This window comes from Marinobacter sp. SS5-14b, assembly GCF_030541005.1.
In the GTDB taxonomy this organism is placed as follows: domain Bacteria; phylum Pseudomonadota; class Gammaproteobacteria; order Pseudomonadales; family Oleiphilaceae; genus Marinobacter.
In genome coordinates this window covers 254606-276321 of record NZ_JASSVM010000003.1, presented here as the reverse complement: position 1 = coordinate 276321, position 21716 = coordinate 254606, and the positions used below count along the sequence as shown (strand labels likewise).

The following is a 21716-nucleotide window of genomic DNA, read 5'->3' as shown; positions in this document are numbered from 1 at the left end:
ACACTACCCCAACTTTCGGTTGATGTGATCCAGAACACTGCTGATCAAGGGCCAGACAAGTGCACTGGTAAGCGCGGGCCAAAGATAGCTGAACCCGGAACTTTCCGCGCCCACCAACTGTTTCACGAAGTGAACCAGCATCTGATTGATCCCCAGCAGCAGGAATACCATCAGGCACTGTTGCGGCAGCGGGTACATTCGAAGGCGCTGGTGAATGGTAAGCACAAGAAAGGCAATCAAAGCCATGCCCATGGCGTTAACGCCCAAAGGCGTTGACTCCAGAATATCCAGCAGCAGGCCGAGACACCACGCCATAATCACACCAAACTGGGCGGGCGCCCGGAAGGTCCAGTAAAACACCAGGAGCCCCAGCCACTCGGGCCGAAACTCAAACCAATCGGCGGGGAACAGGGAAATACTCAGTACCAGAGAGAAAATAACCGATATCGCAAACAGCGGATAACTGATGACCGACAGCATCAGCGAGCCTCCTCATCAGTGATAAGGGGCTCGGGAACAGAATCTTCCCTGCGGGACTCTGGCTGAAACACCACCAGCACCATACGACTCTGGTTCAACCGAGCTTTCGGGGTTGTTCGTATGGTAACGAAGGGCTCTCCGGACTCTTTGGTGATCTCGCTGATTTCGGCCACCGGATAACCTCTCGGAAAACGGCCACCAAGCCCGGAACTGACCAGGATATCGCCTTCCCGGATATCGGCTGTATCTGGCACATACACCAGGTCAAGCTCGTCGGTTTCACCGCTGCCCAAAAGAATGGCCCGCAGACCATTCCGGATCACTTCAACGGGAACGGCGTGGCTGCTATCAGAAACCAGCAACACACGGGAGGTAAACTGGCTGGTCTGAACCACCTGCCCCATCAGACCCTCTGCATCAAGCACTGCCTGGCCCACGGTAACGCCGTCGCTCTGGCCTTTGTTGATAATAATTTCGTGTGAATAAGGGTCCGGTGAAATACCAACAACCTCGCCAACAATCACCCGGTCATCCAGCACTTCGGCCGAGTTCAGGAGACGACGGAGTTCATTATTTTCTGATGCCAACGCTGCGTATTTGAGCGCCCTGCGCTCAAGAATGAGCATGCGGGTCTTGAGTTCTTCGTTTTCCTGCTGGAGGTCATCCCGACTGACAAACAGCCCACCAAACCAGTCACCAAAACGGGATGGCGCGTTACCAAGCCAGTAGACAGGGGCCAGGCCGGTCGCGATGCTGCTTCTTACCAGAGACAGCTTCTCAAAACGGGCATCGGCAGCGATCAACGCTGCCGATACCAGAATCACAAGAAAGAGTCGGAAGCCGGGCACCGGCCCCTGAACAAAGATGGTTTTAATGGTGAGATCCTCCCACGGGATCAACCCTCCTGGGAGAACATTCCGATACCACCGCGATCAATGACTTCCAGAGCCTTGCCACCGCCACGGGCAACACAGGTCAGGGGGTCTTCTGCGATGATCACCGGCAGACCGGTTTCCTCACTGATCAGTTTGTCCAGGCCGCGCAGCAATGCGCCACCGCCGGTCAGAACGATTCCCCGCTCGGCAATGTCTGATGCCAGCTCCGGGGGAGATTGCTCCAGTGCGCTTTTGACCGTCTGAACAATCTGGGCCAGAGATTCCTGCAAGGCATCCAGAATTTCTTCACTGTTCAACGTGAAGGCGCGGGGTACACCTTCCGCAAGGTTGCGGCCACGCACGTCGATTTCACGTACTTCCAGGCCTTCGTAGGCACAGCCGATTTCGTGTTTGATGCGCTCGGCGGTGGAATCGCCAATCAGGCTGCCGTAGTTACGGCGCACGTAGGTAACGATGGCTTCGTCAAACTTGTCACCACCCACACGAACGGAGTCCGCATACACAATGCCGTTCAGGGAGATAATGGCGATCTCGGTGGTACCGCCGCCGATATCGACGATCATGGAGCCGCTGGCTTCTTCGACCGGCAGGCCGGCGCCGATGGCTGCCGCCATCGGCTCCTCAATCAGAAAGACTTCCCGAGCACCGGCGCCAAGGGCTGATTCACGAATCGCCTTGCGCTCTACCTGGGTGGATTTGCTGGGCACGCAAACCAGCACACGAGGGCTTGGGGTAATAAAGCTGTTTTCATGCACTTTGTGGATAAAGTGCTGGAGCATCTTCTCGGTGACTACGAAGTCAGCGATGACCCCGTCTTTCATCGGGCGAATGGCAGTGATATTACCGGGCGTGCGGCCAAGCATACGTTTTGCTTCAGCACCTACCGCTGCCACCATTTTCTGGGAGCCACTGGTACGTATGGCGACAACGGAGGGTTCGTCCAGAACGATGCCGCGACCACGCACGTATATCAATGTGTTGGCGGTGCCCAGATCAATGGACAGGTCGCTTGAGAATAGGCCTCGGAGTCTTTTGATTAACATTCGTGTTGTTTCAACCTGAGAGTTGCGGTTGCGGAGATGAATGCCGCAACTTTATCAGCGGGGCCCCGTGCAGGCAAGGCGCCATCCGGCCCGCGGGCTTACCATTCTCACATTTTCCGTCTTATTTCGGGACCAAACTTCAGCACGGTTCTGCTAGTATATCGAGCTTTATGACCGTCAGGGTCCGGTGCGCTCTTCTTATTGGTGCACAGATGCTTGTGGGTAGGGCTTTCCAAAACACGCTCCTTCGGCACATCCATGTGGCGCTTGAGCTCCGCCATCCTTGGCTCCGCACAGTTTTGGAAAGCCCTACCCACAAGCATCTCCAAACATTATTCCTGGCGTCAGAACAGTCATTAAATTGTTTTCACACTCTTTTATTCCTATTGGAGGCAACGTGAGCATTTCCCGTGAGGACATCGAAAAAGTTGCCGTGCTCGCCCGCATTAAAGTGGACGACGAGCAGGTTTCGGCTCTGGAGAAAGATCTGGGCAACATCCTGGATCTGGTGGATCAGCTGAGTGCCGCGGACACCGATTCGGTAGAGCCCATGGCACACCCTCTGGATGCGGTGCAGCGGTTGCGACCGGATGTGGTGACCGAAATCAACCAGCGGGAGGCGTTTCAGGCGATTGCGCCGGCCACCGAGGACGGGTTGTATCTAGTGCCCAAGGTTATTGAGTGAGCCGTTGCTGCCTCCTTTTACGAGCAGGTTTTCTGACCATCATAGATTTCAGGATTGATGATGCATAACAAGTCCGTAGCAGAGCTTTCCAAAGAACTGGAAAGCGGCAAGATTTCAAGTCTGGAGCTGACTCAACAGTTCCTGGACCGTCTGAAGCGAGAAGACGGCAAGTACAACAGCTTTATTACCATCTCCGACGAGCAGGCTCTGGCCGAGGCAGAGTCGGCGGATGAGATGCGGGCGGCAGGCAAGGCCACGGTGTGGACCGGAGTGCCCTTTGCTCACAAGGATATCTTCTGCACCAACGGCGTTCGCACCAGCTGCGGCTCGAAGATGCTTGAAAACTTTGTACCGCCCTACGATGCGACGGTAACCGAGAAGTTCAAGGCAGCCGGCGCGGTGTGCCTGGGCAAGACCAACATGGATGAGTTCGCCATGGGCTCCTCCAACGAATCCAGCTTCTTTGGTGCGGTCACCAACCCCTGGGGCCTGTCGAACGGCGAAAAACGCGTTCCCGGTGGTTCATCCGGTGGATCTGCGGCGGCGGTCGCAGCGCGCCTCGTGCCTGCAGCGACGGGCACCGACACTGGTGGCTCCATTCGCCAGCCAGCCGCCCTGTGCGGTATTACCGGGCTGAAGCCCACCTATGGCCGGGTATCCCGTTACGGCATGATCGCCTTTGCCTCGTCACTGGACCAAGGTGGCCCGATGGCCCGCTCAGCCGAAGACGCCGCGTTGATGATGAACGTCATGGCCGGATTCGACCCGAAAGATTCCACCTGCATTGATCGGGACGTGCCGGACTACACCGCGACCCTGAACGAGCCGTTAAAAGGCCTGAAGATCGGCCTGCCCAAAGAGTATTTCAGCGAGCAGCTGTCTCCGGCCATGGAGGAGCAGGTTCGCAATGCCGTTCGCGAGTACGAGAAGCTGGGGGCAACCGTAAAAGAGGTTTCCCTGCCCAACGCCAAGCTGGCCATTGCCGCCTACTACGTGATAGCTCCGGCGGAGGCCTCCGCCAACCTGTCCCGTTTTGACGGCGTGCGCTACGGCTACCGCTGCGCAGATCCCAAGGATCTCATGGACATGTACACCCGCACCCGGGCCGAGGGTTTTGGCAATGAGGTCAAGCGCCGGATTCTGGTTGGCTCCTACGCCCTGTCGGCGGGTTACTTCGACGCCTATTACCTGAAAGCCCAGAAAGTGCGCCGGTTGATTCAGCAAGATTTCATTAATGCGTTCAAGGAAGTGGACGTGCTGATGAGCCCGGTAACGCCTTCCCCTGCGTTTATCCAGGGCGAGAAGACCACCGATCCGGTCTCCATGTACCTGGAAGACGTGTTCACCATCGCCATCAACCTGGCGGGGATCCCGGCCATGTCGGTACCGGCCGGGTTTGTCGACGGACTGCCAGTAGGCCTTCAGATTATCGGAGATTACTTCTCCGAAGCCCGCTTACTGAACGCCGCCCATCAGTTCCAGCAGGTGACCGACTGGCACCAGCGTGAACCCCAATAAGCCCGGCTAAAGGAGTCGAACACATGCAGTGGGATATCGTGATCGGGCTGGAAATTCACGTTCAGCTTGCGACCAAAACCAAAATTTTCTCGGGTTCCAGTACCGCCTTCGGTGCCGAGCCCAACACCCAGGCCAACGCGGTCGACCTGGCCATGCCCGGCACATTGCCGGTGCCCAACGAGCAGGCATTTCGCTACGCAGTGATGTTCGGCCTGGCCACCAACGCCGAAATCGGCCGCCGCTCCATGTTCGAGCGCAAAAACTACTTCTACCCGGATCTGCCCAAGGGCTACCAGACCACCCAGCTGGCTCAGCCAATCGTTGGCCCCGGGCACGTGGACATCGACCTGGCCGACGGCACCAACAAGCGAGTGCGCATTCACCACGCCCACCTGGAAGAAGACGCTGGCAAGTCCCTGCACGAGGACTACCACGGCATGTCCGGCATCGACCTGAACCGGGCCGGAACGCCTCTGATTGAAGTGGTCACCGAACCGGACATGAACACCGCCGAAGAAGCGGTCGCCTTCGCCAAGAAGCTGCACAGCCTGGTGACCTCTCTGGGAATCTGCGACGGTGATATGTCGCAGGGCTCCATGCGCTTTGACGTCAACATCTCGCTAAAACCCAAAGGCTCCGAGACCCTCGGCACCCGCACCGAAACCAAGAACCTGAACTCGTTCCGGTTTATGGAACAGGCCATTGCCCACGAAGTTGAACGACAGATGGATATCCTGGAAGACGGCGGCACCATCATTCAGGAAACCCGTCTGTACAACGGTGATCGCGACGAATCCCGCTCCATGCGCTCCAAGGAAGAAGCCAACGATTACCGCTACTTCCCTTGCCCTGACCTGTTGCCAGTGGAAATCGACGATGCCTTCATCGAAGACGCCCGCGCCCGCCTGCCGGAGTTGCCGGACGCCCGCAAGGCAAGGTTCAAGGAGCAGTACGGCCTGAACGATTATGACGCCGGCGTGCTGTCTGGCGACGCCAAGCTCTCTGCGTTCTTTGAGGAAACCATGGCTCACGGCAAGGACGCGAAACTGGCGGCTAACTGGATTCAGGGCGAGTTCTCCGCGCGCCTGAATGCCGAGGAGAAGTCGGTTGCTGAGTCGCCCATTTCCGGCGCCCAACTGGGTGCGCTGGTGACTCGCATTGCCGACAACACCGTGTCGTCAGCCGGTGCCAAGAAGGTATTCGAAGCACTGTGGTCTGGCGAAAACGACAACGTTGACGCGATCATCGATGCCAAGGGTCTTAAGCAGGTGTCAGACACCGGCGCTTTGGAATCCATGGTCGATGAGGTGTTGGCCGGCATGCCGGATCAGGTTGCCCAGTACCAGGGCGAAGAAGATCCTAAGAAGCGCAAGAAGATGCTCGGTGGCTTTATGGGGCCTTTGATGAAGGCCTCCAAGGGCCAGGGCAACCCCAAGCTGTTCAACGAGATTCTTGTTCGCAAGCTTGGCGATTGATCTCTGACTCTGGTGCAGGGCCTCTTGCTTGGGCCCTAGCCTGCTGTATATGGGGAGGGGCGGGTAGCGCCTCCCAAAAATCTGGAGCGCCAGGGATGGCGCGACGAAGCCCTACAGGGACGTATTTACGGGCGTTTTTTGGGAGGCGCTACCCGCCAAGGCCATCCCGCACAAACAAGCAGGCTAGGGCCGAAACCAGACGCAAAACACCAGACTAAGACCCCAAACGGCGAAACAACCGCTCAAACTGGGCAATGTTCTGCTGAATGTAGTCAATGAACGCCTGCATGGCCGGAGTCGGGTGTCGAGCCTGCGGGTAGACCACGCACCAACTGCGCCGCAGGGGGAAGCCGGTGATGTGGAGGGCGTGCAGGGAACCCAGGGCCAGCTCGGAGAGCACGCTGAGTTTTGGCACCACCGCCACACCCAATCCGGCGAGCACGGCGTGCTTTACCGCATCATTGGAACCCAGCTCAATGGTGGGTTCCATCTTCAGGCGGTGTTGCTGGCAATACACCTCCAGCGCCAGCCGACTGCCAGAGCCAGGCTCCCGAACCAGCAACTGACTGTCGAGAAACGCCTGCGGGCTAACGCCTTCCGGTTCCAGCAAAGGATGACCAGCAGGCACCACCGGCACCAGTTCATTGTCCAGAAAAGGCAGCGAGGTCAGCGGGCGTTCCGGCGGTACCATGCCCATGATCACCAGGTCATCGCTGTTGTCGTTCAGGCGTTGCAAAGCCGTGGCGCGGTTGACCACCGCTACCGACACATTGACCTGCGGGTTGATCTGCAAAAATGAGCTCAGCAAATATGGCACCACGTACTGGGCAGTGCTGACCGCAACCAATTTGAGATCACCCGCCACCCTGCCCTCCAAAGCAGCCAGGCGATTTTGCATATCTCCCAGTTCCCGGAAGACCGAGCTTACACAGGCGGCCATTTCCTCACCCGCAGCCGTGCAGTAGAGCTTGCGCCCCACGTACTCGAACATCGGCATGCCAAGGGCCTGCTCCAGGTGGCGCACCTGGCTGCTGACGGCGGGCTGGGTCAGACCCAGCAGCTCACCAGCCTTGCTGTAGCTTTTCAGGTCGTAGACCGCTTTGAACACCTGCAGCTGCCGGAAGGTCAGGCGGTTAGCGAGTTTCTGGATGCTCAGGGGCATAGTGTGATTCGCTCTCGGCTTATATATAAGCAATAGATTATATATTAACGAAATAATATCAATTTTTACTCATCGATCACCAACGCTAATCTTGCAACACCTTCAATCGGGACGACGAGACGAGGAATCGCCCATGCCGAAGCCCATGTTGAAAAAAGTACTGATCGCCAACCGTGGCGAGATTGCCGTGCGCATTGTGCGGGCGTGTGCCGAGATGAACATCCGTTCAGTCGCGATCTACACCGAGCCTGATCGCTACGGCCTGCATGTAAAGCGAGCAGATGAAGCCTACTCGCTCGGGGAAGACCCACTGGCCGGCTACCTGGACCCGGCCCGCATTGTCAATCTGGCCCTGGAAACCGGCTGCGACGCCATTCATCCGGGCTACGGTTTTTTGTCTGAAAACGCCCGCTTTGCGCAATTGTGCGAGGCACAGGGTCTGACGTTTATCGGCCCGAAATCCGATGTCATTCACAAGATGGGGGACAAGACCCAGGCCCGCGACAGTATGCGAGCGGCCGGAGTGCCCATCACTCCAGGCTCCGAAGGTAACCTGACAGACCTGGACGAGGCCCTGAAGCTGGCCAGCGAGATCGGCTATCCGGTGATGCTGAAAGCCACCTCCGGTGGTGGTGGCCGGGGCATTCGTCGGTGTGATTCTCCAGAGGAGTTGAAAACTCAGTATCCCCGGGTGATTTCCGAGGCCACCAAGGCTTTCGGATCCGCCGAGGTGTTTATGGAGAAGTGCATTGTGAACCCGCGCCACATCGAGGTGCAGGTGCTGGCCGACAGCCAGGGCAATGCCATTCACCTGTTCGAGCGGGACTGCTCCATCCAACGCCGCAATCAGAAGCTGATCGAGATTGCCCCCAGCCCACAGCTCACTCCGGAGCAACGCCAGTACATCGGTGGCCTGGCAGTGAAGGCTGCTAAAGCGGTGGGCTACGAGAACGCTGGCACCGTAGAGTTTCTGCTCACCGGCAACGAAGTCTATTTCATGGAAATGAATACCCGGGTGCAAGTGGAGCACACCATCACCGAAGCCATCACAGGGGTAGACATTGTGCGGGAGCAGCTGAGAATTGCCTCCGGGCTGCCCCTGAGTTACCGACAGGAAGACATTTCCTATCGAGGTTACGCCATGCAGTTCCGGATCAACGCCGAAGATCCGAAGAACGATTTCTTGCCCAGCTTCGGGCGCATCACCCATTACTACGCGCCGGGCGGGCCCGGCGTGCGGGTGGATACCGCGATCTACACCGGCTACGAGATTCCACCTTATTACGATTCCATGTGCCTGAAACTGGTGGTTTGGGCGCTGACCTGGGACGAAGTAATCGCCCGGGGCAAGCGAGCCCTGGATGACATGCGCCTGCACGGCATCACCACGACCGCTAACTATTACCAGCAGATACTGGACCACCCGGATTTCCGCAAGGGCCTCTTCGATACCAGCTTTGTGCCGAGCCACCCGGAACTGCTGAATTATTCCGCCAAACGTCATCCCAGTGAAATTGCGCTGGCCATTGCCGCTACGATCGCCGCCCACGCCGGTTGGTAATCCACAGGAGGATTGAACATGAGCAATACCAAAAAAATTGAAGTAACAGACGTGATCCTTCGTGATGCACACCAGTCCCTGATTGCCACCCGCATGCGCACCGAAGACATGCTGCCGATCTGCGACAAGCTGGATCAAGTAGGCTACTGGTCCCTGGAAGTCTGGGGCGGCGCCACCTTCGATGCCTGCGTACGCTTCCTGAAAGAGGACCCCTGGGAGCGCCTGCGCCAGCTGCGCCAGGCTCTGCCTAACACCCGCCTGCAGATGCTACTGCGGGGCCAGAACCTGCTGGGCTACCGACACTACGCCGATGACGTAGTGGAGGCGTTTGTGCAGAAGGCCGCCGACAACGGCATCGATGTGTTCCGGGTGTTTGATGCCCTGAACGACCTGCGCAACCTGGAAACCGCGATGAAAGCGGTAAAGAAAGCCGGCAAGCACGCCCAGGGCACCATCTGCTACACCACCAGCCCGGTGCACACCCCGGCGCTGTTTGTTAAGCAGGCCCAGGAGCTCAAAGCCATGGGCGCAGACTCCATTGCCATCAAGGACATGGCTGGCCTGCTGACGCCCTATGCCACCTATGACCTGGTAAAAGCCATCAAATCCGACGTGGACCTTCCCCTGGTGATTCACAGCCACGCCACCGCTGGCCTCGCAGCCATGTGCCAGCTCAAGGCCATCGAAGCCGGTGCGGACCGGATCGATACCGCCATTTCATCCTTTGCCAACGGCACCAGCCATCCAGCGACCGAATCGCAAGTAGCTGCTCTGAAAGATACGGACTATGACACCGGGCTGGATCTGGAGCTATTGAGCGAGATTGCCGACTACTTCCGGGAGGTGCGCAAGAAGTATCACCAGTTTGAAAGCGAATTCACCCGGGAAGATGTCTCGGTACAGATCAATCAGGTGCCGGGCGGCATGATGTCCAACCTGGCCAATCAGCTCAAAGAGCAGAATGCCCTCGACAAGATCCGGGATGTCTTCGCCGAAATACCCCGTGTACGGGCGGATCTGGGGTATCCTCCACTGGTAACACCCAGCTCGCAGATTGTCGGCACCCAGGCGGTCTACAATGTACTGGCGGGCCAGCGCTACAAGACCATCACCAACGAAGTGAAGCGCTATCTCCAGGGGGGTTACGGCCACCCACCCGCGGAAGTGAACGCCGAGGTACAGAAAAAAGCCATCGGTAATGAAACCGTCAATGAAGGCCGGCCGGCGGACCAGCTCAGCCCTGAGCTGGACAAACTGCGAACCGACATTGGTCGACTGGCAAGCTGTGAAGAAGATGTGCTCACATACGCCATGTTCCCCGACCTGGGCCGGGAGTTCCTGCAGCAACGCAACGACGGCACGCTGCAGCCGGAAGAGCTGCAGCCAACCGAACACAAAGGCCGGGATCGGCTGGGCACTGCGGTGGCCACGGAATTCCGCATCGAAGTGCACGGAGAAAGCTACGAGGTCGCGGTTACGGGCGCAGGTGCCTCCGGCCCCGGCAAACGCAAGCTGTACATGTCACTGGACGGCATGCCACAGGAGGTGGTGTTTGAGTCGCTCAATGAGTATGAAGCCGCAGCGGGCGGCAGCGGCCGAAAGCGGGCCACTGATCCGGGACATGTAAGCACCACCATGCCGGGTAATGTGGTGGATGTGCTGGTCCAGGAAGGCGACACCGTGAGCTCTGGCCAAGCCGTGCTGATTACCGAAGCCATGAAAATGGAGACTGAAATCCACTCCAGCGTAGACGGCACCGTGCAGGCGGTTCACGTCACCAAGGGCGACCGGGTTACCCCGGGCGAAGTATTGATCGAAATTGCCTGACCGGCACAAGGAGAAACCATGGACCACATTGTTCGAGGCGTACTGGATTTTCGGAAAAACGTCTATCCGGAACACAAAGACCTGTTTGGCGCCCTGGCAGACAGCCAGAACCCGGACGTGCTGTTTTTCACCTGCTCGGACTCCCGCATCGATCCGAACATGGTGACCGGCTCAAACCCGGGCGACCTGTTCATCTGCCGCAACGCTGGCAACGTGATACCGCCCCACAGCAACGAAACCGGGGGCATGACCGCCTCCATCGAATATGCTGTGGCGGTGCTCGGCGTGCGGCACATCATCGTCTGCGGCCACACCGACTGCGGTGCCATCAAGGGCGCACTGGATATCCCGGCCCTTAAGGGCCTGCCCCACGTAAAAGAGTGGCTGGGTCATTGCCGCTCGGCCATGGAGATTGTCCGTGAACGCCATAACATTGCCAGCGATGAGCGGCTGGACCCCAAGTACCTGAATGAAGCCATCGAAGAAAATGTGCTGCAACAGGTTCAACACCTGCGCACGCACCCCGTGGTAGCCGCCAAACTGGCTACCGGAAAGATCGAGATTCACGGCTGGGTGTACGACATCAAATCCGGAAATATCCGCTGCTGCGGTCGCGATAGCATGGAGTTCAAGAACTTCAACGAATACTACGCGGACATCATTTCCCGAGTCGGCAAAGACTGAGCCGAACCAGAACAACAAAGCCCCGGAGTTCCGGGGCTTTGTTGTTCATTCCGAGGCTGAGGGGCTCAGGCGGGTGTTGCCCACAGATCGTGCTCATCCGCGTGCTCAACCAATGCCCGAACAATCTGCCCGGGCTCCACATCGGTGACGCCATTCAGGTATACCATGCCGTCGATCTCGGGGGCATCTGCCTTGGAACGGCCAATAGCGCCTTCCTCATCTACTTCGTCGATTAATACCTCGATGGTCTTGCCAATTTTGGCCTGTAGGCGAGCTGCCGAGATCTCCGCCTGCTTCTCCATAAACCGGGCCAGGCGCTCCTCTTTTACGTCTTCCGGCACCGCACCTTCCAGCTCATTGGCTTTGGCGCCCTCTACCGCGCTGTAGGTGAACGCCCCCACGCGATCCAGCTGGGCTTCGTCAAGCCAGTCCAGCAGGTACTGGAAGTCTTCTTCAGTTTCACCGGGGAAGCCGACAATAAAGGTGGAGCGAATGGTCAGTTCCGGGCAGATTTCCCGCCACTTATTGATACGCTCCAGGGTTTTGCTGTCGTGGGCCGGCCGCTTCATGGCCTTGAGCACCTTTGGGCTGGCGTGCTGGAACGGGATATCCAGGTACGGCAGGATCTTGCCTTCCGCCATCAACGGGATAATGTCGTCCACATGGGGATACGGGTAGACATAGTGCAGGCGCACCCATACGCCCATCTCACCGAGTGCTTCACACAACGCCTGCATCTTGGTTTTGACCGGGCGCCCCTGCCAGAAACCGGTACGGTATTTAATATCCACACCGTACGCCGAGGTGTCCTGGGAAATCACCAGCAACTCTTTGACGCCGGCATCCACCAACCGCTGGGCTTCGTCCATCACATCGCCGATGGGACGGCTGACCAGTTTGCCGCGCATGTCCGGGATGATGCAGAAGGTGCAGCTGTGGTTACAGCCCTCGGAAATCTTCAGGTAGGCATAATGGCGCGGGGTCAGCTTGATGCCTTGTGGCGGCACCAGGTCCACAAACGGGTCGTGGTTTTTATTCGGGGGCACAAACTGGTGCACCGCGCCCACGACTTCTTCGTAGGCCTGGGGGCCGGAAACCGCCAGCACACCGGGGTGGGTTTCGCGGATTTTGTCTGCTTCTACGCCCATGCAGCCAGTTACAATAACCTTGCCGTTCTCGCTGATGGCCTCGCCGATGGCGTCCAGAGATTCCTGCTTGGCGGCGTCAATGAAGCCGCAGGTGTTTACCACCACGATATCGGCGTCGTTGTAGGTGGGCACCACGTCGTACCCGTCCAGGCGCAGCTGAGTAAGAATGCGCTCGGAATCAACCAGTGCCTTCGGGCAACCCAGGCTGATAAAGCCTACTTTTCCGCCCTTGGCGGTGTTTTCTGTTTTCTCGGTCATAACGGTTCTGCAGGAATCCCGGAGCAAAGCTCCTGATGAATGTGGTCGCGATTTTACCTCAGCGCAGCCTCAACTGCAGCCACCCATACAGCACTTATTGCCGCGAATAGTACGGATTTTCCGGCACCGAGCGATTCAATTTGTGACGTCGTGTTCATCTTTTTTTCTCAGAACTGTCACAATTGTGTGCAGAATTCTTGCTGTTCACTTTTTGATCATCTAAACTTTCAACGAGTTACGCACTTTTTATGGAAGGCATTATGGGAAAGGCGACGACTTTTGATACTTCACATGCCAGAAGAGTGAACATGAAGCCCCTTATGACTAAGCCGAATCTGCGAAACCAGCAGCGTGTGGATGTTTCAACCGAGATTACGATCGAAAAATCCGATGGATGCCATCTTACCTGCAAGGTTTCCAACATTTCCCGCACCGGTGTCATGATTGACTGCGACCAGGAAACCGCCAAACAACTGGTACCCGACATGCGGCCACCCGCTCCCGGAAACCTGGTTGGCGTAAAGGCTCGCTTTTCCGTTCCCGTACTCCCGACTCAACCGGTCACTGTAGAGGCTGAGGGCAAAATTGTGCACATGCGCCGAATTGCCAGGAACGATTTCCAGGTAGGGCTCCAGTTTTCCACCTTTGAAGGCAACGGTTTTAACTACGTAGACCAATACGTTGCGAAATTATTGGCCGACGCCAGAAACGAGCAACCGTCTGCCTAAAAAGAACACCAGGCACTTCCTGCGCCAACCGCACGGCAGCTCAGCCTCTGTCCGCTGCTATATTGTTAGAATCTAAAATTCTTACCAGCGTCCTTCTTATACCCTACACCCCCCTGTTATAGTTGGTCATCTGATTTACAGCCATCATAAGGCCTGCGCGGCAACGGATGACCATGACCACATATAACCTTACCCATCTGAAACAGCTGGAAGCCGAGAGCATCCACATAATCCGGGAAGTTGCGGCCGAGTTTGATAACCCGGTGATGCTCTACTCCGTCGGCAAAGATTCCGCCGTGATGCTGCACCTGGCTCTGAAAGCCTTTTACCCGGGCAAGCCGCCCTTCCCCCTGATGCACGTAGACACCACCTGGAAGTTCCGGGAGATGATTGAGTTTCGTGACAAGCAGGTGAGCCGATACGGCCTGGACCTGATCGTCCACACCAACGAAGAAGGCGTTAGGCAAGGCGTTGGCCCCTTCACGCACGGCAGCGCCAAGCACACCGATATGATGAAAACCCAGGCCCTTAAACAGGCCCTGGACAAGTACAAGTTCGATGCAGCCTTCGGCGGCGCCCGCCGGGACGAAGAGAAGTCACGGGCCAAAGAGCGGGTCTATTCATTCCGCGACGAGCACCACCGCTGGGACCCGAAAAACCAGCGCCCGGAGCTCTGGAATCTCTACAACGGCAAGGTTAACAAGGGCGAGAGTATCCGCGTATTCCCACTGTCGAACTGGACGGAACTGGATATCTGGCAGTACATCTATTTGGAAAACATCGACATCGTGCCTCTGTACTACGCCGCCAAGCGCCCAGTCGTCGAGCGCGACGGCACCCTGATCATGGTGGATGACGACCGCATGCCGCTGAAGGAAGGTGAAACACCCATGATGAAATCGGTGCGCTTCCGCACCCTGGGCTGCTACCCACTCACCGGCGCTATTGAGTCTGAGGCGGACACGCTGCCTGAAATCATTCAGGAAATGCTGCTGGCCACCAGCTCCGAACGACAGGGCCGCGTGATCGATCACGATTCGGCCGGCTCCATGGAACAGAAAAAGCGGGAAGGGTACTTCTGAGATGTCACACCAGTCTGAACTGATCGCCGACGATATTCTGGCGTACCTGAAACAACATGAGAACAAACAGCTGCTGCGTCTACTCACCTGCGGCAGCGTGGACGATGGCAAAAGCACCCTGATTGGCCGCCTGCTGCACGACACCAAAATGATCTACGAAGATCACATGGCCAGCCTGAAAACCGACAGTGCCAAGATGGGCACCACCGGCGAAAAACTGGACCTGGCCCTGCTGGTAGACGGCCTGCAGGCCGAGCGTGAACAGGGCATCACCATTGATGTGGCCTACCGCTACTTCAGCACCGACAAGCGCAAATTCATCATCGCCGACACCCCGGGCCACGAGCAGTACACCCGCAACATGGCCACCGGCGCCTCCACCGCGCAACTGGCGATACTGATGATCGACGCCCGCCACGGCGTAATGACCCAGACCCGCCGCCACTCGTTCATCGCCTCGCTGTTGGGCATTCGACATATTGTGGTGGCGGTGAACAAGATGGACCTGGTGGACTTCAGCGAAGAGCGCTTCAATGAAATCCGCGACGAGTACCTGGCCTTTGCCACCAAGCTGGGCCTGAAGGATATCCGCTTCGTGCCGATTTCCGCCCTGGACGGCGACAACGTGGTGAACAAGAGCGACAACACGCCCTGGTTTACCGGCCAGCCGCTGATGGAAATCCTGGAATCCGTGGAGGTCTCACGGGACAAGAACCTGGAGCATTTCCGCTTCCCGGTGCAGTACGTCACTCGCCCCAACCTCAACTTCCGGGGCTTCTGCGGCACCATTGCCTCCGGCGTAATCCGCCCGGGCGACACCGTGATGGCCCTGCCGTCACGCCGCACCAGCAAGGTCAAAGAAATTGTTACGTTTGACGGCAACCTGAGCGAAGCCTGTATCGACCAGGCGGTCACCCTGACCCTGGAAGATGAAATCGACATCAGCCGCGGCGACATGTTGGTGAAGGCAGAAGACGAGCCAGAGGTGCACAACCGTTTCAACGCCAACCTGGTGTGGATGATCGACGCGCCGCTGGAAACCGGCCGCCTGTACGACATCAAACTGGGGCCCACGTTTACCTCTGGTACGGTGAAGAAGATTCACCATCAGACCGACGTAAACACCCTGGAGCAAAACCCGAATCCAAGCCAGCTGCAGCTCAACGAAATCGGCCTGTGTGAACTGACCCTGAACCAGCCCATCGCGTTCGACACTTACCAGCGCAACCACGCCACCGGCAGTTTCATTGTCATCGACCGTCTGACCAACGTCACCGTGGGCGCAGGCATGATCGCCGGTTTAACCGATGGCCTGGAATCGCTGGACCCGGTCACCCCGGAAGAACGCGAACGTCGCCTGGCCCAGAAACCGGCGATCATCGCCTGCACCGGAAAACAGGCCCCACAACTGGCCCTGGCCGTGGAGCGGGCTTTGTTTGACCAGGGCAAGACGGCGGTGGTGGTGTCCGAAGAAAACACAGGCGACGCCGACGAACGCCGGCGCGTGGCTCAGCTGCTGACTTCCCATGGGCTGGTGGCTGTGGCGGTAAACCTGGGTACTGACATTGCCAATGCCGGTGTTTCGGCTGATTCGGAGGCCGATATTCCGGCTGCCGTTGCCGGGCTTTTGCAGGAACTGGGTCGGAGTCAGCGGGTTTAAGCTCTTGATTCCCCATCCTTGGCGGGCGGGCTGCCGGGGTGGGGAATGGTTTTCTTTGGAAAAACAACTCGCTTCGCTCAGACATCTTTTTCCGGCAGAAAACCATCCCCCACCCCGACGCCGGCAGAGATTTTTAGGGGGTTCTGTAATCCAACTGTTTGTTGGTGGTTGCCACTTTTTAGCCTGCACAGTATCCTGTACAGTACAGCATTCTGTACAGGGTATATTTTATGGACGCTATCAGCTATACCGTTGCAAGAAGTAATCTGGCGAAAACCATGGAGCAGGTTTGTGAAGACCACTCACCGGTGATTATTACCCGGAGCAAGGCCCAGTCTGTGGTGATGATTTCGCTGGAGGATTACGAAGCACTGCAGGAAACCGCCTATCTGCTACGGGCACCCAAAAACGCCCGCCGATTGCTGGAATCCGTCGCTGAGCTGGAACAAGGCGGCGGTCAGGAAAAGGATCTTCTTGAATGAAACTCATCTTCTCCGAGCACGCCTGGGAAGACTATTTGTACTGGCAGAGAACTGACAAAAAGGTCGTTAGTCGCATCAACAAACTTATCAAGGCGACCATGCGGGGGCCCTTCGAAGGCATCGGCAAGCCGGAGCCACTAAAGCACAACCTCGCCGGTTACTGGTCACGCCGGATTAACGAAGAAGACCGCATGGTCTACAAAGTCACCGAAGACGCCCTACTCATCGCCCAGCTCCGATATCACTACTGACAGCAAACACCCCCTTATCCTCAGCAGTTCCAGAAAAAGCCGACTTCACTCAAATTGTCTGCCGGTCGTGGGATGGTGGTTTATTTTTCTGCCGGAAAAAGATGTCTGAGCAAAGCGAGTTGTTTTTCCAAAGAAAAATAAACCACCACCCCGCGACCCGCCCCCACAACTCGAAAGCTACAATGAATCCCACGCCGAACCATGGCAAAATCCCCCGCCACCAAGATTAACCACAGGAGCTGAACACCATGGCCATCAAACACCTGCGCACCGCCTTCGCCAGCCAGTACCAGCCGGGCCAGCCCGCCCGCCTTGTTGCCGGCGAGGCTCAGCAGGAGCCCGGTGGCGATTACGAAGCCCTGCACAAGCAAATGAAGCGCCTGTTTAACAGCAAGCCCGGCAAGAAGTACGGCCGCTTCTCGGACGACATCGGCGAATGCCCGTTCAGCGCCTGGCTCAAAGACTACCTGGAAGACAAACAAACCTTCGCCGCCATGACCGACCGCCTGTTCGGCCAGTGGCAGGAACTGCTCAACGGCAGCCAGGAAGAATTCGCTGGCCACCTGATGGTGGTTCACGACGCCCTGGCAGATTCGGAAGTGGTCTACCTGTTCATCCTCGAAACCGACGGCGCGATGCGTTTTGACGGCAGCCAGAAACTGGACGCCACGGACGTGCTGAGCCTGTCCCGCCTGAACCTCGCCGTCCGAATCGAACTGGACGAATGGCGTAATGAAAACACCAGTGACAACTACATGACCGTCGTCCACGCCCGCGGCACCGGCGACCCAGGCGAATTGTTCCTGCGCCTGTGCGCGTTCACCAACAGCGTGGACGTAGAAAAAGAGACCATGACCTTTCTGGATGCGGTGGAAGCCTTCGCCAAGTCCAGCGAACCGGAAAAGGCCGGTGAAGTCCGCGCCAAGGCCTACGAGTTCTGCAAAGACCAGCACGCCCTCGGCGAGCCGGTCGCCATCGAGGCGCTGTCGAGCTACCTGGACGAAAGCCAGCCCGAACGCTTCAAGGAATTCGCCAGCAAGAACGCGGAAATGCCCGAAACCGGCGTGCTGCACCCGGACCACCGCAAGGTCAAGAAACTGGTGCGCATTGCCGGCTCTGGTGGGGGTATGAGCGTGTCTTTCTCGTCGGACTTGGTGAACCAAGCCGTTTACTATGACCGTGACAAAGACGCCCTGACCATTACCCGCCTGCCCAAGGCGTTGCGGGAGCAGCTGCAGCGGTACCTGGAAGCCCGCGAGGACTGAGTTGTGCTTTCCTAGCCTGCTGGTTTTGGGGGCGCGTCGCGGGGTGGGTGAAGCTTTTTTCTTTGGAAAAACAACTCGCTTCGCTCAGACATCTTTTTCCGGCAGAAAAAAGCTTCACCCACCCCGCACCGGCATTGCTCCATACTGACCGCTTAGGTTTCGGATTCTATGGGGAACACTACGACGATGGTCAGTCTGATCGGGAAAGTCTATGCTTGTCTCCATGGTTGGATAATGGCGGAGTTAACAAGGGGGGCGTCACTGTGAGGTTAACGGCTGAAGAGGTACTTGTTATCAAAGCCTCTGTCAGGGAGATTTTTGGCCCGGGCGCCAGAGTGGCCCTGTTTGGGTCGCGCGCCGATGACACAGCCAGAGGGGGCGACATCGACCTGCTGGTCACTATCGACGAAGTAGCAGACCACCCTGCCTGGGATGTAGCCAGACTTCAGGCCAAAATTATCAAACAGCTAGGCGACCGAAAGATTGACATTCTATTGGATGCTCCAAATCTTGAGCGAGCCGTAATTCACCAAATTGCCCGGGCACAAGGAATTGCTCTGTGAAGGTATCACCAGAAGTGCAGGAAAGGCTCAAATTTTTGAGCCGAGTGATTGACAAGGAAATCAAGCACCTGAACTACGCCGCACAACAGGTATTTGATCCAGTTTTACCCTTTCAGGCGGTTGAAACACTGGACTCAAACCCTGAGCTGGCAATGAAGGTCGAAGCCTTCACCAGCCGCTTTTGCCGACTGCAAGACACCCTGGGAGATAAACTACTTCCCGCGTTGTTAATAGCCTTGGGCGAACCCAAACAGGCTCTGTTATTCAACCTCGAAAAAGCCGAGAAGTACGGTTGGCTTGAATCTTCTGAGCAATGGATTGCACTCAGGCAGTTACGCAACCAAATGATCCACGAGTACATCGAGAACGCTCAGACATTATTTGATGCGCTGATCACGGCGCACTCCAAGATCAGCGTGCTGACAGAATTTGCGAGCGAGCTCGAGAAACAGGTTGGAGTACTAGTCCACCAAGACTAGCCTGCTTCGATATTCTCCGGCTGCTCATCCCATCTCGGGCGATTCGCCCTTATTTTTCTGACCTCCTGCATCCAGCCTACCCCGTCGATTAACTCACCGGTTTCGTGGTCGATGGGCGGATACGGCAGGTTGCGGTCGTCGCAGTAGCGCTTCACCGTGGGCTGGCACCAACAGAACAGCAGGCGGTTGTATTCGTCATCCGGCATCCGCCGCTGATCAAACATACCCGCCAGCTTTCGCTGCCGTTGAGCCTCCGAGAGAATAATCGAGCAGGCCGAGGACACATTCAGCGACTCCACCATCCCCATCATCGGAATCACGATATGCTCATCCGCCTGCTCGGCGGTCACCGGGTTCACACCATCCACTTCGTTACCCATGATAATGGTGCACGGCACAGTGAAATCCACCTCCCGAAAATCCACCGCCCGGTCTGATAACTGCGCGGCATAAAGCTTGTGCCCCTGCGCCTTCAGCTCGGTCACCGCGTTATCCATGGTGGGATGGGTGTGCGTCGTCACCCAGTGAAAACTGCCGCCGGCTGTTTTGCGAAACGCCCGAAAACCCTCCTTGGGCCAGACCACGTGCATATTGGCCAGGCCAAAGGCATCACAGGACCGGATGATGGCCGAGAGGTTTCTGGGTTTGTGTACCTGATCCGTCAGCACCCGCAGGTCGGGTTGACGGGTGTTGAGGACTTGTTTGATTCGGGCAAGGCGTTCAGGGGTCATTTTTCAAAATTCGGTCAGTTTGCGGAGCGGTCATGGAGCAGCTTTATGTCTTTCGAGATTCCAGCTCCAACAGTTGGGGAAGGCTTTTGGGCTGGGCTTTCCAAAAATTTCGAAGGCCATGGATGGCCTGAGAGAAGCGCACATGGATGTGCTCGTAGCGGTTTTTGGAAAGCCCAGCCCAAAAGCCTTCTTGCACAGAAGCAACGAATAATAGCACAGAGCCAAATGAGGAATACCGAGACAACGGTGGTTGAAGTTTAGGCACCCCGTTATAATACGCAGTCAATTTTTGCCAGCGCCCCACACCACCCCGGCGCCAACACACCAAACTACGTGAGACCCATGGCCAAAAAGCTGTTCATCAAAACCCACGGCTGCCAAATGAACGAGTACGACTCCGCCCGCATGGCTGATCTGCTCAAAACTGGCGAAGCCGTCGAAATGACCGACTCGCCTGATGACGCCGACATCCTCCTGCTGAACACCTGCTCCATTCGCGAAAAAGCCCAGGACAAAGTGTTTCACCAGCTTGGCCGCTGGAAAAAGCTGAAAAGCAAAAAGCCCGAACTGATCATCGGCGTTGGTGGTTGTGTCGCCAGCCAGGAAGGCCAGGCCATTATCGATCGGGCGCCGTTTGTCGACATGGTATTCGGCCCACAAACCCTGCACCGCCTGCCGGACATGATCACCGAAGTGCGCACGAAGGGTAACGGCGTCGGCGTGGTCGATGTCAGCTTTCCGGAAATCGAAAAATTCGACAACCTGCCCGACCCCGGCGCAGACGGCCCCTCGGCCTTTGTCTCCATCATGGAAGGCTGCAGCAAATACTGTACCTTCTGCGTAGTGCCCTACACCCGCGGCGAAGAAGTCAGCCGGCCGGTCGACGACGTGATTGCCGAGGTCGCTCACCTGGCCAGCCAGGGTGTACGTGAGGTGAACCTGCTGGGCCAGAACGTCAATGCCTACCGTGGCGAAACCCACGACGGCGATGTCATGGACATGGCAGAATTGATCGAACTGATTGCCTCCATCGACGGCATCGACCGCATCCGCTACACCACGTCTCACCCGGTGGAATTCAGCGATGCCCTGATTGAAATCTACGAGCGGGTGCCGGAGCTGGTCAGCCATCTGCACCTTCCGGTACAAAGTGGCTCCGATCGGATTCTGGCGGCCATGAAACGCGGCCACACTGCGCTGGAGTACAAATCCAAACTGCGCCGTTTGCGCAAGATTCGGCCAGATATCAGCTTTTCGTCGGACTTTATCATTGGCTTTCCGGGAGAAACCGACAAAGACTTCGAAGACACCATGAAGCTGATCAACGATATCGGTTTCGATGCCTCATTCAGTTTCGTCTACAGCGCCCGCCCGGGCACACCGGCGGCGGATTTACCGGATGACACGCCGATGGACGTCAAAAAACAGCGGTTGTCGATTTTGCAGGACCGGATCAACCAGCAGGTGATGGACATCAGTCGCAAGATGGTCGGCAGCACCCAGCGGATTCTGGTCACGGGCCTGTCCAAGAAAGATCCTGGCGAATACTCCGGCCGCACAGAGAACAACCGGATCGTCAATTTCCGCCACGACAACCCTGAGGTGGTCGGCCATTTTGTCGATGTCGAAATCGTCCAGGCCTACGCCAATTCATTGCGCGGGGTTCCGGTTAACTCTGAGCTGTTCTGATTTTGGAGTTTGGCCTATAGCCTGCCCCCATTTGCTCTGGGCTTGGCGT

At 57.2% G+C, this 21716-nt stretch carries 21 protein-coding genes; 15 read left to right on the top strand and 6 right to left on the bottom strand.

Annotated features, from left to right (window positions below; genetic code table 11):
- Positions 1 to 3: 3 nt before the first annotated feature.
- The 3 genes from mreD to QPL95_RS08895 are packed head-to-tail and all read right to left on the bottom strand — an operon-like array spanning position 4 to position 2419.
- Positions 4 to 480 (bottom strand): rod shape-determining protein MreD, encoded by a 477-nt coding sequence (gene mreD / locus QPL95_RS08905; RefSeq protein WP_303290630.1) that lies wholly within the window; start codon positions 478 to 480, stop codon positions 4 to 6.
- Positions 480 to 1379: a rod shape-determining protein MreC gene (gene mreC, locus QPL95_RS08900; RefSeq protein ID WP_303290629.1), complete on the bottom strand. Its 900-nt coding sequence runs from the start codon at positions 1377 to 1379 to the stop codon at positions 480 to 482. Before mreC ends, mreD begins: the two co-directional genes overlap by 1 nt.
- Positions 1376 to 2419, bottom strand: a complete 1044-nt coding sequence (locus tag QPL95_RS08895; protein ID WP_303290628.1) for a rod shape-determining protein — start codon at positions 2417 to 2419, stop codon at positions 1376 to 1378. The genes mreC and QPL95_RS08895 overlap by 4 nt, the downstream gene beginning before the upstream one ends.
- Positions 2420 to 2816: 397 nt before the next feature.
- On the opposite strand from QPL95_RS08895, the gene gatC reads away from it, so the two are divergent.
- Genes gatC through gatB form a run of 3 tightly spaced genes read left to right on the top strand, consistent with a single transcriptional unit; the run spans position 2817 to position 6097 of the window.
- A complete protein-coding gene (gene gatC, locus QPL95_RS08890) occupies positions 2817 to 3104 on the top strand; it encodes an Asp-tRNA(Asn)/Glu-tRNA(Gln) amidotransferase subunit GatC (protein ID WP_303290627.1) in 288 nt (95 codons plus the stop codon).
- 60 nt (positions 3105 to 3164) lie between these two features.
- A complete protein-coding gene (gatA, locus tag QPL95_RS08885; protein WP_303290626.1) occupies positions 3165 to 4622 on the top strand; it encodes an Asp-tRNA(Asn)/Glu-tRNA(Gln) amidotransferase subunit GatA in 1458 nt (485 codons plus the stop codon).
- A 23-nt stretch (positions 4623 to 4645) separates the two neighbouring features.
- Complete coding sequence (gatB, locus tag QPL95_RS08880) at positions 4646 to 6097, top strand: Asp-tRNA(Asn)/Glu-tRNA(Gln) amidotransferase subunit GatB (RefSeq protein ID WP_303290625.1); 1452 nt, start codon at positions 4646 to 4648, stop codon at positions 6095 to 6097.
- Positions 6098 to 6311: 214 nt separating this feature from the next.
- Here gatB and QPL95_RS08875 read toward each other — a convergent pair whose 3' ends face one another.
- Positions 6312 to 7259, bottom strand: coding sequence for a LysR family transcriptional regulator (locus QPL95_RS08875; protein ID WP_303290624.1), 948 nt, complete (start codon positions 7257 to 7259; stop codon positions 6312 to 6314).
- A 145-nt stretch (positions 7260 to 7404) separates the two neighbouring features.
- Here QPL95_RS08875 and QPL95_RS08870 point away from each other — a divergent pair, with 145 nt between their 5' ends.
- Genes QPL95_RS08870 through QPL95_RS08860 form a run of 3 tightly spaced genes read left to right on the top strand, consistent with a single transcriptional unit; the run spans position 7405 to position 11331 of the window.
- Positions 7405 to 8820 (top strand): acetyl-CoA carboxylase biotin carboxylase subunit, encoded by a 1416-nt coding sequence (locus tag QPL95_RS08870; RefSeq protein ID WP_303290822.1) that lies wholly within the window; start codon positions 7405 to 7407, stop codon positions 8818 to 8820.
- 18 nt (positions 8821 to 8838) lie between these two features.
- Positions 8839 to 10647: a sodium-extruding oxaloacetate decarboxylase subunit alpha gene (gene oadA / locus QPL95_RS08865; RefSeq protein ID WP_303290623.1), complete on the top strand. Its 1809-nt coding sequence runs from the start codon at positions 8839 to 8841 to the stop codon at positions 10645 to 10647.
- A gap of 18 nt (positions 10648 to 10665) precedes the next feature.
- On the top strand, positions 10666 to 11331 hold the full coding sequence (locus QPL95_RS08860; RefSeq protein ID WP_303290622.1) for a carbonic anhydrase: 666 nt from the start codon (positions 10666 to 10668) through the stop codon (positions 11329 to 11331).
- A 65-nt stretch (positions 11332 to 11396) separates the two neighbouring features.
- On the opposite strand, the gene rimO is transcribed toward QPL95_RS08860, so the two are convergent.
- On the bottom strand, positions 11397 to 12737 hold the full coding sequence (gene rimO, locus QPL95_RS08855) for a 30S ribosomal protein S12 methylthiotransferase RimO (RefSeq protein ID WP_303290621.1): 1341 nt from the start codon (positions 12735 to 12737) through the stop codon (positions 11397 to 11399).
- 320 nt (positions 12738 to 13057) lie between these two features.
- On the opposite strand from rimO, the gene QPL95_RS08850 reads away from it, so the two are divergent.
- The 8 genes from QPL95_RS08850 to QPL95_RS08815 all read left to right on the top strand — a co-directional run bounded on the left by QPL95_RS08850 (position 13058) and on the right by QPL95_RS08815 (position 19247).
- On the top strand, positions 13058 to 13465 hold the full coding sequence (locus tag QPL95_RS08850; RefSeq protein ID WP_303290620.1) for a PilZ domain-containing protein: 408 nt from the start codon (positions 13058 to 13060) through the stop codon (positions 13463 to 13465).
- Positions 13466 to 13632: 167 nt separating this feature from the next.
- A complete protein-coding gene (gene cysD, locus QPL95_RS08845; RefSeq protein ID WP_303290619.1) occupies positions 13633 to 14547 on the top strand; it encodes a sulfate adenylyltransferase subunit CysD in 915 nt (304 codons plus the stop codon).
- A 1-nt stretch (position 14548) separates the two neighbouring features.
- Positions 14549 to 16207: a sulfate adenylyltransferase subunit CysN gene (cysN, locus tag QPL95_RS08840; RefSeq protein ID WP_303290618.1), complete on the top strand. Its 1659-nt coding sequence runs from the start codon at positions 14549 to 14551 to the stop codon at positions 16205 to 16207.
- A 230-nt stretch (positions 16208 to 16437) separates the two neighbouring features.
- Complete coding sequence (locus QPL95_RS08835; protein ID WP_022989702.1) at positions 16438 to 16689, top strand: type II toxin-antitoxin system Phd/YefM family antitoxin; 252 nt, start codon at positions 16438 to 16440, stop codon at positions 16687 to 16689.
- On the top strand, positions 16686 to 16940 hold the full coding sequence (locus QPL95_RS08830) for a Txe/YoeB family addiction module toxin (protein ID WP_303290617.1): 255 nt from the start codon (positions 16686 to 16688) through the stop codon (positions 16938 to 16940). The genes QPL95_RS08835 and QPL95_RS08830 overlap by 4 nt, the downstream gene beginning before the upstream one ends.
- A 248-nt stretch (positions 16941 to 17188) precedes the next feature.
- Positions 17189 to 18205 carry a nucleoid-associated protein gene (locus QPL95_RS08825; RefSeq protein ID WP_303290616.1) on the top strand — a complete coding sequence of 339 codons (1017 nt, stop codon included), beginning with the start codon at positions 17189 to 17191 and terminating at the stop codon, positions 18203 to 18205.
- 62 nt (positions 18206 to 18267) lie between these two features.
- A complete protein-coding gene (locus tag QPL95_RS08820; RefSeq protein ID WP_244177284.1) occupies positions 18268 to 18768 on the top strand; it encodes a nucleotidyltransferase family protein in 501 nt (166 codons plus the stop codon).
- A 44-nt stretch (positions 18769 to 18812) separates the two neighbouring features.
- The gene (locus QPL95_RS08815) at positions 18813 to 19247 is read left to right on the top strand and encodes a hypothetical protein (RefSeq protein ID WP_303290615.1); all 435 of its coding nucleotides are present in this window, start codon (positions 18813 to 18815) and stop codon (positions 19245 to 19247) included.
- On the opposite strand, the gene trmH is transcribed toward QPL95_RS08815, so the two are convergent.
- A complete protein-coding gene (gene trmH, locus QPL95_RS08810; RefSeq protein ID WP_303290614.1) occupies positions 19244 to 19978 on the bottom strand; it encodes a tRNA (guanosine(18)-2'-O)-methyltransferase TrmH in 735 nt (244 codons plus the stop codon). The two genes, QPL95_RS08815 and trmH, sit on opposite strands and share 4 nt — an antisense overlap.
- Positions 19979 to 20320: 342 nt before the next feature.
- Between trmH and miaB the strand changes: the two genes are divergently transcribed.
- The gene (gene miaB, locus QPL95_RS08805; RefSeq protein WP_303290613.1) at positions 20321 to 21667 is read left to right on the top strand and encodes a tRNA (N6-isopentenyl adenosine(37)-C2)-methylthiotransferase MiaB; all 1347 of its coding nucleotides are present in this window, start codon (positions 20321 to 20323) and stop codon (positions 21665 to 21667) included.
- The last annotated feature ends 49 nt before the right edge of the window (positions 21668 to 21716 follow it).